The organism is Mesorhizobium sp. NZP2298 (genome assembly GCF_013170825.1).
Classification (GTDB): Bacteria; Pseudomonadota; Alphaproteobacteria; order Rhizobiales; family Rhizobiaceae; genus Mesorhizobium.
Genome location: NZ_CP033365.1, coordinates 4,873,680 through 4,890,031, shown reverse-complemented (window position 1 = coordinate 4,890,031; position 16,352 = coordinate 4,873,680). Strand labels below are relative to the sequence as shown.

Sequence of the window (16,352 nt, the reverse complement as noted above, 5' to 3'; positions counted from 1 at the left end):
TGTCCACGAAACTGGCAGCAGGCCACCGACCGATACCTCGACCTGTTCGTTCGCCTTCTCGGGCTGATTTCCATCCTCCACTGCGCTGTCAAACGTTCGGGTTGCGTTCGGCGAGAATGCTCCCTGAGGCCGAAACCAAGCTTCTCGGTTTGACCAAGCTGTTCACAAACCGGCCCCGAGAAGCTCGCCGGTGTCGTTTACCCTTATTGGTCCATCTATCTTTGGACTGAACAAACACTGGCTAAGCGCCGACAACGGCCCCAAGCCCTCCTTGGCCTACGCTGGACTGCTTAAGTCCAAGAATTCGCCGAACCTGGGTCGTATTCGCGGGCTCTCCTCCTAGGCTCTTCACCAGATGCACGGCATCCTCCACCAACTGGGCATTCGTCGCCAGCACGCCTCGGCTGCGGTAGATGTTGTCCTCCAGGCCGACCCGGACGTGTCCCCCAAGCAGGATTGACTGCGCCGCCACCGACATCTGCTCCGCCCCAGCGCCAAATGCGACCCAAACGGCATCTTTCGGAAGCATGTTGCGCATAAGCAGCATGGTCGCCGCGTCGGATGGCGCGCCCCAGCGCAGGCCAAGCGCGAACTGGAAAAACGCCGGTCCTTTGATCAGCCCTTCCTCCGCCAAGCTGCATGCGAGACGCAGATGGCCGAAATCGAAGACCTCGAGTTCAGGCTTCACGCCCGCCGTCGCGATCCGTTCGGCCATCTCTCGCACCATGCCGGATGTGCTGACGTAGACTTCGGTATCGAGTCCATTGTTGAAGCTGCCGCAGTCCAGACTGCAGATATCCGGCTTCAGCGCTTCGATATGGACCAGCCGTTCGGCGGCGCCTACGAGATCGGTCGAGCCATCGAAAGGCAGAGCGTTCACGTCATCGAGCACGAGCTTGCCACCCATTCCGGCCGTGAGATTGACGATGACATCCGCACCGCTGTCGGCGATGCGCTCGACGACCTCGCGATAGTAGTCGGTGTTTCGGCTACCCTTGCCCGTAGCCGGGTCGCGGACGTGGATATGGACGATGGCTGCTCCTGCCTCGGCGGCCGCCAGCGCATCGGCGGCGATGGCAGCCGGCGTGACCGGCACGTGTGGGCTCTTGGCGGGTGTGTTGCTGTCGCCGGTCAGCGCGCAGGTGATGATAACGGGACGTGCCATTGTCTACTCCGGATTCTGAATAAGATTTCGACCATCACCGGAGCCGGTTTCGTCAGACGCTTGGTGAAGACTGCCTGCGCCAGGTTCCCAGTAGGGAACAGCGCGTTGAAGGATGTCGCTGGCATCGGCAATGTCGGCCGCCATCGCTCTGCGGGATTGCGGTCCCTGCCCTTTGCCTATGGCGTCCAGAATGTCGGTATGGTGATCCAGGCCCTGCTGGATGGTTGCTTCCTGGCGCATGATGTTGAGCAGCGGACCGGCCCGTAACCAAAGGCGCTCGATTATCGGAACGAGCACTTTCGATCGTGATGCCCGATAGATCGTGAAATGGAATTGTCTGTTGAGCGCCAGATATTGCGAAACCTCGTGGGTCTGCACGCAAGCCTTCATCGCGTCGTTGATGCGATGGATCGCATCAAGCTCAGCGGCGCTGATCGTCGCGGCCGCCCACTCCGCGGCCTGCCCTTCAATGGCGCAGCGTACCCGGAAAAGGTCAGCCACGGACGCGACGTCCGCGGTTGGAACGGTGACACCCCGATTGGGGTGATCAAAAAGGGCTTCATCGTTAACGAGCTTGCGCAGCGCCTCGCGCACCGGCATGGCGCTGGTAGCGAAGCGTTCCGACAATTCGCGTACGATGAGCCGGTCGCCGGGTTGGAAATCCCCATTCATCAGTGCGGATTTCAGCTCGGCATAGATGATCGCATGCGCGGTCACCACTTCGTTGCGTTGAGGGGCTTCCTCCGCGTCGGGGATCGGAACTTTCTTGACGGCCATGGATCACGCTTCCCGCGGCAGGAGATGTCCATTGACCTGCAAAAAGTCGTCGACCGCATCCAGCACCCGCGATGCCTCCTCGTCGCCGAACGGGATCGACAGCGCGATCATGCCGCGCGGCGCCAGATAAACGCCTCGCAACAACATCTCGACATGGAAAAGAGAGAGACCGCGCGGGTCCGCGCTGTCGATGATTGCCGGATTGTCGATAGGACCCTTCAGGAAGTGCAGGGCCATCAGCGAGCCCCGACCGGTCACCGTCGCCACCACCCTATGCCGATCAAACATGGCCTGCAGGTCTCTGCGGAGCCTGTCGCCTTGCTCGTTGACCTTGCGGCTCGCTTCCAAGGTGAGCACTTTGGTGAAGCCTGCCATGCCGCCGGCCATGCTCAGCAGATTGTTGTTGAAGGTGCCGCCGTGGGAGAAGGCATGCTTCCGTGCCGGGTCGAACCGGTCCATGATGTCGGCGCGGCCGCCGAAGCAGCCGAAGCTTGCGCCGCCGCCAAGGTATTTGCCCATCGTCAGCAGGTCGGGCAGGACGCCATGCGCACCGTGCAATCCGCGATAGTCGAGCCGCGACGTCATCACCTCGTCGATGATCATCAAGGCGCCAGCCGCGCGCGTTTCCTCGCGGATCGCCGCCAGAAATTCAGAGGTGGCGGGAATGCAGCCGCCGCCGCCCATCATCGGTTCCAGTATGACCGCAGCAAGGTCCGGCGCATGCTCGCGGATCAACGCCCGGATCGCCGCCACATCGTTGTACTCTGCGAACAGGAACGGGAAGGGCAGGTTCAGTTCCGATCCGCCATGGGCAAAGGTGAGTACGCCGCCATGATATCCTTCATGCATCGCGATCACCTTGGGCCGTCCGGTCACCGCCCGGGCGGTGGAGATGGCCATGATGTTCGCTTCCGTGCCGGAATTGCAGAAGCGCACGCGCTCGAAGGCCGGAAAGCGGTCGACCAGCGCCCGTGCGTATTCAGCCTCGACGACATTCGGTGCGCCGAGCGACAAGCCGCCGTCGATCACGTCCTTCTGCGCCGCCGCGATCACCGGATTGGAGTGCCCGTACAGGCCCGCCGAATATTCCGACACGAGGTCGATATGCTCATGTCCGTCGAGGTCGGTGACCTTACAGCCGTTTCCGCCGGTGAAGGTGAGCGGGAAGGGAGGATAATAGAGAACTGCCCGTGTATTGCCGCCGGGAAGCACGCCGATTGCTGCCTGGTGACGCGCGAGGCTCCTGGGATTGGCCGCCTCGAAGCGAGCATAGGCGTCCGACACTGCATCGTCCAAATCCGAGTTCCGGCGGGCTTGATTGGTGTCGTTCATTGAATCCTCCGTTGATGTTCGGCCGATGCGCCAATTGCGCCTGGTTTGGAAATGCCGCGTGATACCGCCTCGGCCGCACTGACGCGGTTGTTCCTCCATGCGACAATGCTTCGGGTCAGGTCCGGCGCCTCTATCAGCACGACGACCAGCAGAAGCGCGCCACGCGCAAGGTCGATCATGTAGGTCGGCATGGCGAGTTGAATGAAGATCGTGTCGAGAAGGCTCATCGCCAGAACGCCTGCCAGGATCCCCAGGGCACTGCCCCGCCCGCCGGAAACGTCTATTCCCCCGAGCAGGATGGCGGTAACAGCGAAGATGAAGGGATCGAGCCCGAGATCGTATTTCGCCGCCGTCGTCGAATAGGAAAACAGCGCTCCGCCCAGGGCGCAGAGTATTCCGGAGAGGACAAAGACCCCCGTGACGACGCGACCGACCGAGACGCCGGAGGCGAGCGCCGCGCGACGATCGGCTCCGACCGAGCGGATCAGGGGACCGACCCGGGTGAAGCGCATGGCCGCCCACAGCAGGAGGAAGATCGAGAGGATCAGCAGGCTGCGGCGCGAGAACAGCAACGCCACCGGATCATCCAGCCATATGCCGATGTCGTAGTTTCCATATGCGAGGATGCCCTCGCCGGCGACGATGTGACAGAAGCCAAGGATGACGATGTATCCACCGAGCGTCAGCGGCACCGAACTGATCCCCGTCAGCACCAGCGCCCCGCCCTGTATGGCCCCCAGAAGGGCTCCCGCGGCCACCGCGATGGCGATGCCCAGCAGCGGAGAGGCCTCGCCGAATTTCACCGCCAGAAGCCCGCCAAGCGTGAATATGGCGATGGAGGAGAGATCGAATTCCCCGATCATCACGGTCAATCCGACGGCGAGTGCGAGAAGCCCCAGCGTCGCGGTGTTCTGGAATGTGTTGAAGACGGAAAAGATCGAGAAACCGGTGTCTGTCCAGCCAGGGAGGCTCAGCGCCACAAGGGCGATGATCACCACGGTGGCGAGCGGCAGTGTCGCGCGAATGCGTCTCTGGCGCCTGGCGCTGCTTTGAAAGGCGGAACCGGTCATAGGGCGCGCTCCTGGCGAAGGTGAACGCCGACGGCGAAGATGACCATCACGAGGCCCTTGAGGAAGATCTGTTCTCCGGTAGTGAAACCCCGCAGCAGCACGAGGTCGGAGACTACGGCGATGATTGCCACGCCCACCATGGTGTTGAGCACGCTGCCGCGCCCGCCGCCGATGGCCGCGCCGCCTATGAGCACCGCTGCGATCGCATCGTAGCCGAGCGTGCCGCGGCTGAGCAGCAGCGAGGCCGAGTGATTGAAACTCGCCATGAAGATGCCGGCGAGCGCGGCCGTACCCCCGGCGATAGCGAATACGGCAGTTCCGATCCAGCCGACGGGAAGGCCGGCCGATCTCGCTGCGACGCGGCTGTCGCCCATCAGGTAGATCATCGGGCCAAGACGAGTGAAGCGAAAGACCGCTTCTGCCAGCAGCGCCAGGGCCGCCAAGGCATAGAGGCCCACGGGAAGCCCGAGCAGCCGCCCATTGAGCACCTGGTACGACGTGCCGACCGGATTGATCGTCGCTCCGTGCGAGAATGCCACGGCCACACCCTCAAGCACGGCGGCGGCGGCGATCGTGACGATGATGGGATTGGCATTCCAGCCGCCGATTGCAAGCCCTTGCAGCGCGCCGGTGAGCGCGCCGGCGAGAATGGTCAACACGATTGCCGCGGGCAGGCCAAGCGAGAGGCTGGCCATGAAGATCATCGCGGAAATGGTGGCGGTGGTCGCCAGCGCCATCGATACGAAGGCGCCCGATACCATGATCAGGGTCATGCCCACGGACACCATGCCGACGAAGATCATGGAGGCGAGTATGGCCCTTGCATTTTCGAGCGTGAAGAAGCCTTGCGTCGTCACCGCGCACCACACGACGACGATCGCCATGGCCACGGCGAACGCAGGAAGCAGTATCCGCTTTGCCGGGTTCATGGACATCAAGCTACAGCTCCCGTCAGCGGCCCGTGCGTCATGTCCGACAGGAGTCTGACATTGTCCGTTTCTGCCACGGGAACCTGGGACACGATGCGGCCCGAGCGCATGACCACCACGTCGTCGGCCAGCGACAGGACTTCATCGAGGTCCGACGAAGCAAAGACCACGGCGACGTCCTGCGCCGCCAGCGCCCGCAACAGCACATGGATGTCCGCGCGCCCGCCGACGTCGACGCCGCGTGTCGGTTCGTCGAGGAGGAGGACGCGTATGTCATCGCGTTCCATGCAGCGGCCGAGGAAAGTCTTCTGTTGATTGCCCCCGCTCAATCGTCTCACCGACTCGCCGAGCCGGTTCTGGTCTATGCCGACCCGCGACGCGATCGTCCGGGCGGTGGCCCGCATTTTTGATCGATGGAGGAATCCCCTCGGCGACAGGGTCGAGAGGCGCGTGGCTAGAAGGTTCTCGCGGATTGAGCGCGACAGGAACAAGCCGTCACCCTTGCGGTCCGCTGAAAGAAAGCCGACGCCGGCGGAAATCGAGGCATGCGGCGATCCGATTGGCACGCGTCTGCCGCCGACGCCGATGTCGCCCTTGGCGGCTGGCGTGAGCCCCGCGAGCGCATGCAGGACATCGCTTCCTCCCGACCCCACCTGGCCGGCGATCGCCGTGACGGTTCCCGCCATGACCGACAGATTGAAATTTTCCACCGTGGGACCGGTCGAAAGGTTGCGAATCTCCAGGATCGGGTGCCCGCCGACGGTTGCTCCGCCCGATCTTGCGACCGGCGCGGGCGCGTGGCCGATCATGAGCTCAACAAGCCTTGCCGCATCGAGGCTCCCAGCCGGTTCATCGGCAGTGACGGCACCGTCCCGCATCACCACGATCCGCTGGCAAAGAGAGAGGACTTCGTCCAGTCGATGCGAAACGTAGATCACTCCGCAGCCCGCGGCCGCAACTTTCCGCACGGCTCTGAAGACATGGGCGATGTCGGCAGTGTTCAAGGTCGCTGTCGGCTCGTCGAGAATGAACAGCCGCGCGTCGCGGCCCATCGCTCGCGCGATCTCCACGAGCTGACGTTCGCCGATAGACAGGTCCTCGATGTGGCTGAATGGGTCCAACTGATCAAGCCCGACGGCGTCCAGGCGTCTTCGCACCTCTTCGCGAGGCAGAGCGCCCCGCAAGCCGAGGCCGGGTTCGCCAAGCGCCAGATTTTCCGCCACCGTCAGGGCCGGGATCACGCTTAGTTCCTGGTCCACCAGCGCCACACCCTGCCTCTGCGCGTCGCGCACGCTTCGGAATGAGCAGGGTGCGCCGCCCAGCACGATCCTTCCCTCGTCGGGCCGGTGCAGCCCGGAAAGCATCCGGACGACACTGCTCTTGCCGGCGCCGTTGTGGCCGCAGAGTCCGAGCACCTCTCCTGCCTTGAGCGAGAAGCTTGCCTCGCGAACAGCCTTGAAGCTGCCGTAGCTCAGCGACACGCGCTCGAATGACAGGAGAGGGGCCTCAGGCATCATTTCGCGCAGACCTCGCCATACTGGTCGACATTCGCGGCGGTGACACGGTACTCGGGCACCTTCACCGTCTTCTCGACGGGCTCTCCGCTGAGGAACTTGATAGCGGCGTTGGCGCTTGCCTCGCCCTGGGTCCAGGGATCCGCCGTCGCCGTGCCGATCATGTCTCCGGTTTTGATGGCGGCGATGCCCTCCGGCGAGCAGGTGCTTCCGGACACGACGAGCCCATCCTTGCCGCCCAGCTTCAGGCCGGCCTGACGCGCCGCCTCCAGGACGGGGATCGCCATGTAGTCCGCGTCGGCGCGCACGCCCTGTATGCCGCCCTGGGACCCGTACTTTGCAAAGAGCTGCTGGGCCATGCGGCCGCTTTCGACTGGATCCCAGTTGTTGGCCTGCACCTCGACGACTTTGTATGCCGGTTCTTGCGCCATGGCGTCCATGAAGCCGCGCTGCCGCTCCGCCACCATCGCGGTGCCGGCCGAGCCCGTAATGGCGATGACATTGGCCTCCTTGCGGCCTTGTGCCTTGAGCCCTTCCACTATGTTCTCGCCGGCGAACTTTCCGAGCGCGTAATTGTCGGCGACCACCTGCAGCGCGATGTCTTCCATGATTGCCGGGTCGGCAGGGCTGTCCATGTAAAGAACCGAAACGCCGGCGGCCTTGGCTTTCTTGATCGCGGCGATGAGGGACTTGTCATCGGCCGGCTCGACCATGATGAGGTCCGGCTTCTGTGCCACTGCCTGCGCCACCTGCTGATTGACCTGCACCGGGTCGAGATCATTCTCCAGCACCGTGATCTTGACGCCGGTCTCCTTCAGAATTCCGGTGATGCGCTCGTTGAAGGTCTTGCACCACGGATTGGACGGGCCGCAGCTGACCAGTATGAGGTGCTTGCCGGAAAGATCGACGGCGCCGGCGGGCGCGGAAAGAGCAGTGGCGAATGCCAGTGCAAGATAAGTTTGGCGCAATCCAATTTTCATTGTCGTTGTCCCCATCTCTGGTTGTTGACGTTTTCTGCCATCACGAGCATTCCACCCAGTAGTTGCCGTCCGCATCGACGCGCGCCGCCATGCCGGGCAGCAGGAGCAGCGTCGTCGTCTCCTCCTCGATGATTGCGGGTCCGCGTATCCCCGAGGCCGCTCCAAAGGCCGATCCGTCGTACACAGGGATCGCGCGAGCCTTCGCTCCCGGCTCGAAACATACGGCCCTCTCGGACTTCGCCTTCGGCGCAGCCAGGGGAGCTTCCTTGCCTGGAGCGGGGGCTGCCGGCCGTGGGTTGGTGTGACCGACCGCCGTCATCTTCCAGGAGACGAATTCCACCCGGTTGCCCTCGTCCGATATTCCATAGACGCGGCGATGCATGTCGTGGAAGGCGTCGGTCAGACCTGCAAGATCGGCCGATGTGAACACGCCGCCCGCGGGCAGGATGAACGGCACCTCGATTTCCCATGACTGGAACTGGTAGCGGCCCATGAACGCGACCTCGATCGAACGGCTCTCATGGGAAACGCCCGAACGATCCAGAAAGCCGTTGCAGCGCCGCAGCAGGTCCGCCAGAGCCGCGTTTACGCGGCTGATGGCGAAATTGCCGCTGTCCGAATAGGCGCTCGCCGAAACCTGCCAGCGTATATCCGACACCAGACCGCCAAAGGCGCTGAGGCCGGACGAAAGGCGCGGCACCATGAAGCGCGGCAGGCCGAGTGCCTGCGCCATGCCGGCGATGTGGCACCCCGTCGCGCCGCCGCCCGTGACGATCAGGCTGTCGCGGGGATTGAGCCCCTCATTGACGGTGATGTCCTCGATGGCGCCGATCATGTTGTGGTTCGACGTGGCATGGATTGCGTAGGCTGCCTCCAGGCGGCCTATGCGCAATTGCCCAGCTATGCGGTCGACCGCCTGCTCGGCGAGGTTCCTGTCCAGCCGGATCGCTCCCCCGAGGAAGAAGTCCGGATCAATGATGCCGAGCACGACATTGGCGTCGGTGACGGTCGCCTGATCTCCGCCGTGCCCGTAGCAGGCCGGGCCGGGCCGGGCGCCGGCGCTCTGGGGACCGACATGAAGAAGACCGCCGTCATCGACCCAGGCGATCGAGCCGCCGCCCGCGCCCACGGACCGCACGTCGACCTTGGGCAAGCCGAGCATGTCATGGTCGTAGACCATCGCTTCCGGTGTCACCAGGATCTGGCCGGAACGGATCGCCGCGACGTCGAATGTCGTGCCGCCCATGTCCGCCACCACGACATCTTGGCCGGGGACCGCGTGCCGTGCGGCGACCGGGGCCATCGTGGGTCCCGACATGACCGACTGGATAGGGCTGCCGATGATCTCGTCGGGCGGCATCATCCCGCCGGTGCAATTGGCGATCAGCAGTTTGCCCCGAAAGCCGGCTTCGGCGAGCGCGCCGGTCAATGCCTCGATGTAGGCGTTCACGACCGGCCGCAGCGACGCGTCGATGGCGGTCGCGATGGTGCGCCGGTATTCACGCGGAATAGGGTTCACGCGGTGACCGAGACTGACGGGTACGCCCGGCCACTCCTCCTCTATGATCTCGGCGGCACGCAGTTCGTGGGAAGGGTTGACGAAGGCCCATAGGAGGCTGACCGCGATCGCCTCCACACCGGCCTGGCGAAGCAGCCTGGCCGCGGCGCGCACGTCCGCCTCGGACAGGGGCTCGACTTCGTTGCCCAGCGAATCGATGCGGCCGCCGACTTCCATCGTCCGGTTTCGGGGCACGAACGGGTCGGGATAGTCCAGCCGCCAGTCCCACGCCTTTTTTCGAGGGGCTTCCCGAAGCGTCAGCACGTCGGGATGGCCGCGCGTGGCGAGCAGCCCGGTTGGCGCGGTGCGCCGCGTGACCAGGGCGTTGGTCGAGACCGTGGTGCCGTGGACGATGACGTCGACTCGGGCGAGGAAATCCGCAAGGTTGAGCGCGAAGCGATCCGCCGCCACCTTGAGCGCGTTCATGAAGCCCCTGGCGAAATCGCCGGGCGTCGATGGGCTCTTGACGATGACCACCCGCCCTTCGGGGGTCTGGACCACGCAGTCCGTGAAGGTCCCGCCTATATCGATACCGACACGGAACATCAGTCGACTCCTTCCGTCGATACGGACCGGAGCCGCGCGGTTTCCTGGGTGTCGACGACATGGTCGATGCCATTTTCGGCGTGGACGAGTGCGACGCCATAGACGTCTCTGGCCATTGCCGTGTCGATCCAGCCACGATCGGCGTCACGGGCTACGCGCGCGGGGTCACGGTCGAAAGGTGCACCATACCCACCGCCGGAAACGGTGCGGAACACAATGCGCTCGCCCGCGCCAAGCGTTTCCATGTGAAAGGCCGGCAGCGCAAACTCGCTGCCATCGGCCAAGCGTTTGGCGTTTATGGCGCGGGTGCCGTCGCGTCCGCCAACCACGCCGCGGGGCGGATTGACGTCGCCGTCACTGCAATAGGCCACGGTCATTGCCTGCGACAGCGGCCGATAGACGCCCTGCATCGCGGGCGCGCCGTTCCATTGCCCCATGCCCAAGGCATTGGCTGCGATTTTCCGCTCCTCGACAAGGATGGGATAGGTCATCTCGTCGATCTCGACCTGGTCGAGCGCCAGCACGCCGCCGCCATTGGGCGCCTCGTATGTAAGCCAGCCGTCATGTCCGTGAACCGCCGGGCCGGTCGACAGGCCGAGGAACAGCATGTTGATGTAGGGCGACGATGCTCCGGAACGGTCGTCAGTGCCGGAGATAACGCCCATGTTCGCGCCGAATTCCGTTCCGCCCTCGGCCAGGCCATAGGGACTCCCCAACTGGGCGAAGGCGCATTGGACTGCATTGATGAGCCTGTCGTTTATGCCCATCGTGGCGTTGGACGTTCCCGCTGGATAGGTGGGGCGCCCGACAATGCATCCGTCGCGCAGCAGCACGTCGATGCAGCTTGCCGAACCATCATTGTGGGGCAGGGACGGGTCCAGATTGTAGAAGACGCCGATCCGCCCCGCGCCGGTGGCGCATGCCTCTGAGAGGTTGATGCCGCCGTCAACGCAATCGGGATTGTCGCGCAGGTCCACCACGATCTTGCCGGCCTCGGGCTGGATCGTGACCTTCGCGGTGATCGCCACGCCGTTCTCGGCGACGCCTGGCACCGGGTCGTGCCAGCATGTCCATGACAGCGTTCCGGCAGGCAAGGCGGCAATCGCGGCTTGCGCCCTTCGGCGGCCATAGTCCATCCATGCATCAAGAAAGGCGAGGATCGTCTCGCGGCCATAGCGCGCGCCAAGTTCCTTCAGCCTCGTCTCGGCGGTCCTGGCGGCGCCGACCTGCGCCTGATAGTCGCCGTACCAGATGTGACTCTCGCGTATGTTCTGCCGGCACCAGCGGATGACGTCCTCGCGGTCCCGATATCGGGACTGGAAGCGCACGACGGGGATGTGCATGCCTTCCTCGTAGACATTGCGCATGTAGGCATCCATCGTGGTGGGAACATGCGCCCCGGTATCGGCGTGATGCGACCGTGCGACGGTCCAGAACATCGGTACCCCGTCGAGATAGACCGGAACGCACAGCGTCATGTCGGCATGGTGGGTACCGCCGTGATACGGGCTGTTGGAGAAGAAGGCATCTCCCTCGGCGATGTCGTCGAAAAGTTCCGTTGCCGGCCGGGTCGAGAGATCCATCGCGGTGACGTGAACGGGCATCGCCTCCTCGACGCAGACCAGCCGGTGATCGAATGTCAGAAGACCGCATGAGAAATCGCGTGCATTGGTGATCGCCGTCGAGCGGCTTGCCTTTTTCACGATGTTCGACATTTCGCGAACGATCGACTGCATCCGGTTCGAGAGGACAGCAAGCAGCAGCGGATCGAATTCCGCGAGCATCGGCTCTTCTCCTCCCATGAGCTATTTCTCCGTTAAGCCGAGATAGGATTTGATCAAATATGCACCCATGTCAACCCATATTTGATCAAATATGGGTTGACCAATTGGACCGCGGGTGTGAGGTCTGCGTCACTGGACAATTGATCCGATGAGGCAGCCTCCCGCTCGGGCAGCCTTCGACGGCCATCGCCGGCTTCGTGCGATGCACCTGGAACAAATCCAGGAAAGGTGTAACGGTTTTCCGTCCGGAATTGTCAAAACACAGAGAGCGGTTCGGCGATTCCGTGAGAGCTGAACGGCTCTAAAGGACGTCCCGCTTCGCCAGCCTGTGTTCCACGAGCCTGACCCATATGCTGGCGCCGATAGACAGGATTCGATCGTTGAAGTCGTAGCGGGTGTCGTGGGCGACCGCCCGGTGGTCGTCGTCGGCCTGGCCGATCAGGAAGTAGCAGCCCGGACGCCGCTGCAGCATGAAGGAGAAATCCTCGGATCCCATTTCCGCCGGCGGACCGAGAACAAGGTTTTCCTGCCCGACGATTTCCGCCGCCACACGGGTGACCACGCTTGCCGGCTCGGCTGCGTTCACCGTCGGTGCGAAGAGAACTTCGCTGGTGATCTCGACACGTGCGCCGCTGATGGATGCCTCGCCATCGCATACCCGTTTTATGCCGGCCTCCAGAACGCGCAGCACCTCATCGTTGAAGCAGCGCACGGTGCCCACCAGCACCGCCTTGTCGGGGATCGTATTGAACGCTTCCCCGGCATGGATGCTTCCGACGGTGACGATCGCCGGCGAAGCTGCGTCGGTCAGCCTGCCGGGCAGTGCCTCAATCGCCAGAAGGATGCGGGCGGCGGTCGGCAGCGGATCGATCGTCATGTGGGGCGTCGCTGCATGGCCACCACTGCCATGAACGACGATCGTGAACCGCGTTGCGGCAGCCGCCACTACGCTGTCGTGGACAACGACCTGTCCGACCGGGCGCTCGACATTGTGAAAGGCGTAGATTTCGTCGCAGTGAAATCGCTCGAAAAGCCCGTCGTCGAGCATGGCGAGGGCGCCGCCGCATCCTTCCTCTCCCGGCTGGAAGATGAATCGCACCGTGCCCGCGAATTCTGGAGACCTGGCGAGCGCCGCAGCCGCGCCGAGCAATGTCGCGGTATGGCCGTCATGGCCGCAGCCATGCATCTTGCCCGGAAAGCGGGAGGCGTGCGGAAGATCGCGAACCTCCGTCATGGGGAGAGCATCCATGTCGGCGCGTATGCCGACGCAAGGCCCGTCGCCCAGCCTCCCGCGCAGGGTTCCGACCACGCCGGTGCGGCCCACGCCCTCCACGGTCTCGATGCCAAAGCCGCGCAGCTTGTCGGTGACGAAACGCGCCGTCTCGATCTCCTCGAAGCCAAGTTCGGGATTCTGGTGCAGGTGCCGCCGCCATTCGCCCATCTGGCTTTCCAACTGACGGATAGACGGGAGAATGTTCATCATGAGGCTCGGGATTTCGAAGTCCTTGACTGGAGCCAGCCGATCAAGATCAGCAGGATTGCCGAGAAAAGGACAAGCAGGACTGCGGCGGAGGCGATTGCCGGACTGATGGATTCCCGGACGCCGGAGAAGATCATGCGCGGAAGGGTGCGCTCCTCGCCCGTCGACAGGAAGCTTGCCACCACGACTTCGTCGAACGAGATGATGAAGGCAATGATGGCGCCGCTGACAACGCCGGGCGCGATCAACGGCAAGACGACCCTGAAGAATATGAGCAGCGGACCTGCCCCAAGCGATGCAGCCGCGCGCACCAGCGTCCTGTCGAAATTCGAGAGGCTGGCCATGACGGTGGTCAACATCACCGGCACGGCAAGGGCGGTGTGGGTGAGGATTATGGAAAGCTTGTTCCCGACCATCCCCAGGGCCGAGAAAAAGGAAAAGGCGGCCACGCCGACGATTACCACCGGAACGACCAGTGGCGCGGCGATGATCGCATAGATGACCCGCTTGCCAGGGAATTTCGTCCAGGCAAGCGCCATCGCCGCCGGTATGCCGAGGACGCTGGACAGCAGGGTCACGCTCGAGGCGATCAGCACCGAGTTGACGAAGGAGGACAGCCAGCGCGGATCGTCCGCAAGTTCACGAAACCAGCGCCAAGAATATCCAGGAGTTGGGAAGGTGAGCGAAGTGCCGCTGGTCAGTGACATAGGCACGACAATGAGAAGTGGCCCCAGCATGAAGGCAAGTAGCAGGGCTGCGTAGATATACATGGCCCGGCTGCGAAGCGTTGCGGCGTTCATGAGGTGGCAGCCGAGCGCCTGAGCAAAGCCGCCGCGGTCCAGAACAGTATCGCGCTGGCGGCCAGGATGAGCAGCAACTGCACCGACAGCGCTGCCGCCATGCCCCAGTTCAATGTCTTGTTGGTGTAGAAGGCTATGTAGGACGATATCATCTGGTCGGTGGGGCCGCCGACAAGGGTAGGCGTGATATAGTAGCCGAGCGCGAACACGAAGACGATCGCCGCGCCGGACAGAAGGCCAGGCATCACAAGAGGCAATTGGACGCGCCTCCAGGCCGTCAACCATGAGGCACCGAGCGAAAGAGCGGCCCTCATATAGCTGGCCGGGATGCGGCGCATTACCGAAACCAGCGAAAGCACCATCATCGGAAGCAGTACCTGGACCATGGCGATGTAGAGGGAAAAGCGCGTATAGACGAGGGAAAGTGGATGGTCTGTCAATCCGACTGCCAGGAGGGCGGAATTGATCGGTCCGTTCTTCTGCAGAACGATGATCCAGATCACAGTGCGGACGAGGAGCGAAACCCATAGAGGAAAAAGCACCAGCGCGAACAGTATTCGCGACCGTACGGGTGGTGCGCTGACGATCGCCTGCGCCAGCGGCAGCGCGACGACCGCGCAGATCATCGTGACCACGAAACTGATCCACACCGTACGCCACAGGATCTCCAGGAAAACCGCCTTGTCCGCCGGAGCCTTCTCGATCGACCCGTCGGGCGCGCGCTGAAGGTCGAGGCTGGCGAGCAGATAATAGTCGGTGTAGGCGCTGCGCTGCAGGGCAATGGTCCGCCAGAGGCTCACGTCGGACCATCCCGGATAAGCGGCCAGCACGGCTTCGCGCAACGGGCGCTGGTCGAACTTGCCGGCGGCGGCGTCCTTGGCGGTCTTGATGACGAGGAAGCGGGTGCCCACCAAGCGCTGATTGATCAGTTGACCGACAAGACCGTCCCTGCCGGCACGCCGCGCGCGGGCCAGATCGTCCACTAGCGCCACGAAAGTGTCTTCGCCGGGTAGGCCCTGTGCTGGATTCCACCCGTCAAGCGAGGCGACAGTCCGGGTCAGATTGTCCGACAGGTCGGAATTGTCGACCGAAAGAGCGAGGAAGCGAGCGACCGGCCACAGGAATACGACCAGCACGAAGAGAATCAGCGGCAGCGCCAGCAAGATGAAAAGTCCATCACGTCTGTGCCGCCGCCGGTTCATCGGTTATCACTCACGCCGCAACATCACTTTCCAAGCCAAGCCTTGAAGCGCTCCTCCAGCGCCTCCTTATGCTCGGTCCAGAAGGCGTTGTCGTAGGCCATGCCGTATTTCAGATGCTCCGGCGATGTCGGCAAGTTTGCGAGTTGTTCCGCAGGGATGAACTGCGCCGCTTCCTTGCGACCTGTTCCGTAGGCATAGAGCGCCGAAAAGCCCGCCTGATTCTGAGGTTCCGAGAACCATTTGAGAAGATCCAGGGCCTCCTTCTCGTGCGGTGCACCCTTGACCACCGCCCAGATGTCCGTGCCGTAGAAGAAGCCGGCCTCCCACACGATGGCGTAAGGCTTCTTCTCCTTGAGCGCCTCGTTGGTGATGCGTGCGTTGTATTGATCGGACATCACGACTTCGCCGCTGTCGAGATTCTGGATGGCCTGGGTCGTTCCGGACCACCAGACGGCGTTCGGCCTGATCTTGTCCAGCATGGCGAAAGCGCGATCAACACCTTCCGGCGTGGAAAGAACCTTGTAGACGTCAGCCGGCTTTACGCCATCCGCCATCAGTGCGTTTTCCAGAGTGTACTGGGCCTGGGATAAGACGCCGCGCTTGCCCGGGAACTTGTCGACATTCCAGAAGTCCGCCCAACTCTTCGGCCCGCTGTCGCCCTTGAAGACGTCGGTGTTGTAGGTGAGAATCGTCGCCCAAGTGTCTGACGCCACACCGCATTCGTGCACGCTGCCGTCGAGATAACTGGAGGGATCGCCGGTGATCTCCGGGGTGAGGGGAACGAACAGGCCTTCGGCGCAGCCGATCTCGGCTGCCGGCGCTTCCACCGATACTAGGTCGTAGGTGATCGATCCTGATTGGACCTGTGCCCGGACTTTGGCAACCTCGCCCTCCCACTCCTCCTGCACGACGGGCACGCCGGTCTGCTTCGTATATTTGTCCCAGACGCCTTCCTTGTACGCCTTATCCCACGTGCCGCCCCACCCGACGACGGTGATCGGCTCCGCACCCTGCGCGGCCACTGCGGTGAGAACCACGCCAAGAGCGGCGGTCGAAATCGCATTCAAGTATCTGCCCATCGTACTTCCCCTGTTTCAGTGTTATATTTGATCAAATCACAATCCTAAAATGCATTGATAATCAACCAAAAAATCTTGTATGGTGCGAAAAAATGAATCGAGCGGTCGGATTTGATCGAATGCGAAGTGCCAGAAC

General features: G+C 63.0%; 13 protein-coding genes. All 13 read right to left on the bottom strand.

The features are described 5' to 3' along the window. Window positions 1–241: 241 nt before the first annotated feature. The 13 genes from EB231_RS23795 to EB231_RS23735 all read right to left on the bottom strand — a co-directional run bounded on the left by EB231_RS23795 (window position 242) and on the right by EB231_RS23735 (window position 16,159). A complete protein-coding gene (locus tag EB231_RS23795; protein WP_172350965.1) occupies window positions 242–1,165 on the bottom strand; it encodes a BKACE family enzyme in 924 nt (307 codons plus the stop codon). 3 nt (window positions 1,166–1,168) lie between these two features. After that, entirely contained in the window at window positions 1,169–1,942 is a 774-nt protein-coding gene (locus EB231_RS23790; RefSeq protein WP_172350964.1) for a GntR family transcriptional regulator, read from the bottom strand. 3 nt (window positions 1,943–1,945) lie between these two features. After that, entirely contained in the window at window positions 1,946–3,274 is a 1,329-nt protein-coding gene (locus EB231_RS23785) for an aspartate aminotransferase family protein (protein WP_172350963.1), read from the bottom strand. Next, window positions 3,271–4,344 (bottom strand): ABC transporter permease subunit, encoded by a 1,074-nt coding sequence (locus tag EB231_RS23780; protein ID WP_172350962.1) that lies wholly within the window; start codon window positions 4,342–4,344, stop codon window positions 3,271–3,273. The genes EB231_RS23785 and EB231_RS23780 overlap by 4 nt, the downstream gene beginning before the upstream one ends. Then, the gene (locus EB231_RS23775; protein ID WP_172350961.1) at window positions 4,341–5,279 is read right to left on the bottom strand and encodes an ABC transporter permease; all 939 of its coding nucleotides are present in this window, start codon (window positions 5,277–5,279) and stop codon (window positions 4,341–4,343) included. Before EB231_RS23775 ends, EB231_RS23780 begins: the two co-directional genes overlap by 4 nt. Beyond that, the gene (locus EB231_RS23770; RefSeq protein ID WP_172350960.1) at window positions 5,279–6,754 is read right to left on the bottom strand and encodes a sugar ABC transporter ATP-binding protein; all 1,476 of its coding nucleotides are present in this window, start codon (window positions 6,752–6,754) and stop codon (window positions 5,279–5,281) included. The genes EB231_RS23775 and EB231_RS23770 overlap by 1 nt, the downstream gene beginning before the upstream one ends. A gap of 32 nt (window positions 6,755–6,786) precedes the next feature. Continuing rightward, the gene (locus EB231_RS23765) at window positions 6,787–7,767 is read right to left on the bottom strand and encodes a sugar ABC transporter substrate-binding protein (protein WP_172350959.1); all 981 of its coding nucleotides are present in this window, start codon (window positions 7,765–7,767) and stop codon (window positions 6,787–6,789) included. Window positions 7,768–7,807: 40 nt separating this feature from the next. Beyond that, complete coding sequence (locus EB231_RS23760) at window positions 7,808–9,871, bottom strand: hydantoinase/oxoprolinase family protein (protein ID WP_172350958.1); 2,064 nt, start codon at window positions 9,869–9,871, stop codon at window positions 7,808–7,810. Continuing rightward, the gene (locus EB231_RS23755) at window positions 9,871–11,655 is read right to left on the bottom strand and encodes a hydantoinase B/oxoprolinase family protein (protein WP_246740703.1); all 1,785 of its coding nucleotides are present in this window, start codon (window positions 11,653–11,655) and stop codon (window positions 9,871–9,873) included. Before EB231_RS23755 ends, EB231_RS23760 begins: the two co-directional genes overlap by 1 nt. Window positions 11,656–11,956: 301 nt before the next feature. After that, window positions 11,957–13,135, bottom strand: a complete 1,179-nt coding sequence (locus EB231_RS23750) for an amidohydrolase (RefSeq protein WP_172350956.1) — start codon at window positions 13,133–13,135, stop codon at window positions 11,957–11,959. Then, a complete protein-coding gene (locus EB231_RS23745; protein WP_172350955.1) occupies window positions 13,135–13,905 on the bottom strand; it encodes an ABC transporter permease in 771 nt (256 codons plus the stop codon). The genes EB231_RS23750 and EB231_RS23745 overlap by 1 nt, the downstream gene beginning before the upstream one ends. A 26-nt stretch (window positions 13,906–13,931) precedes the next feature. Continuing rightward, a complete protein-coding gene (locus EB231_RS23740; RefSeq protein WP_172350954.1) occupies window positions 13,932–15,098 on the bottom strand; it encodes an ABC transporter permease in 1,167 nt (388 codons plus the stop codon). 62 nt (window positions 15,099–15,160) lie between these two features. Next, complete coding sequence (locus EB231_RS23735; protein ID WP_172350953.1) at window positions 15,161–16,159, bottom strand: ABC transporter substrate-binding protein; 999 nt, start codon at window positions 16,157–16,159, stop codon at window positions 15,161–15,163. Window positions 16,160–16,352 lie beyond the last annotated feature (193 nt).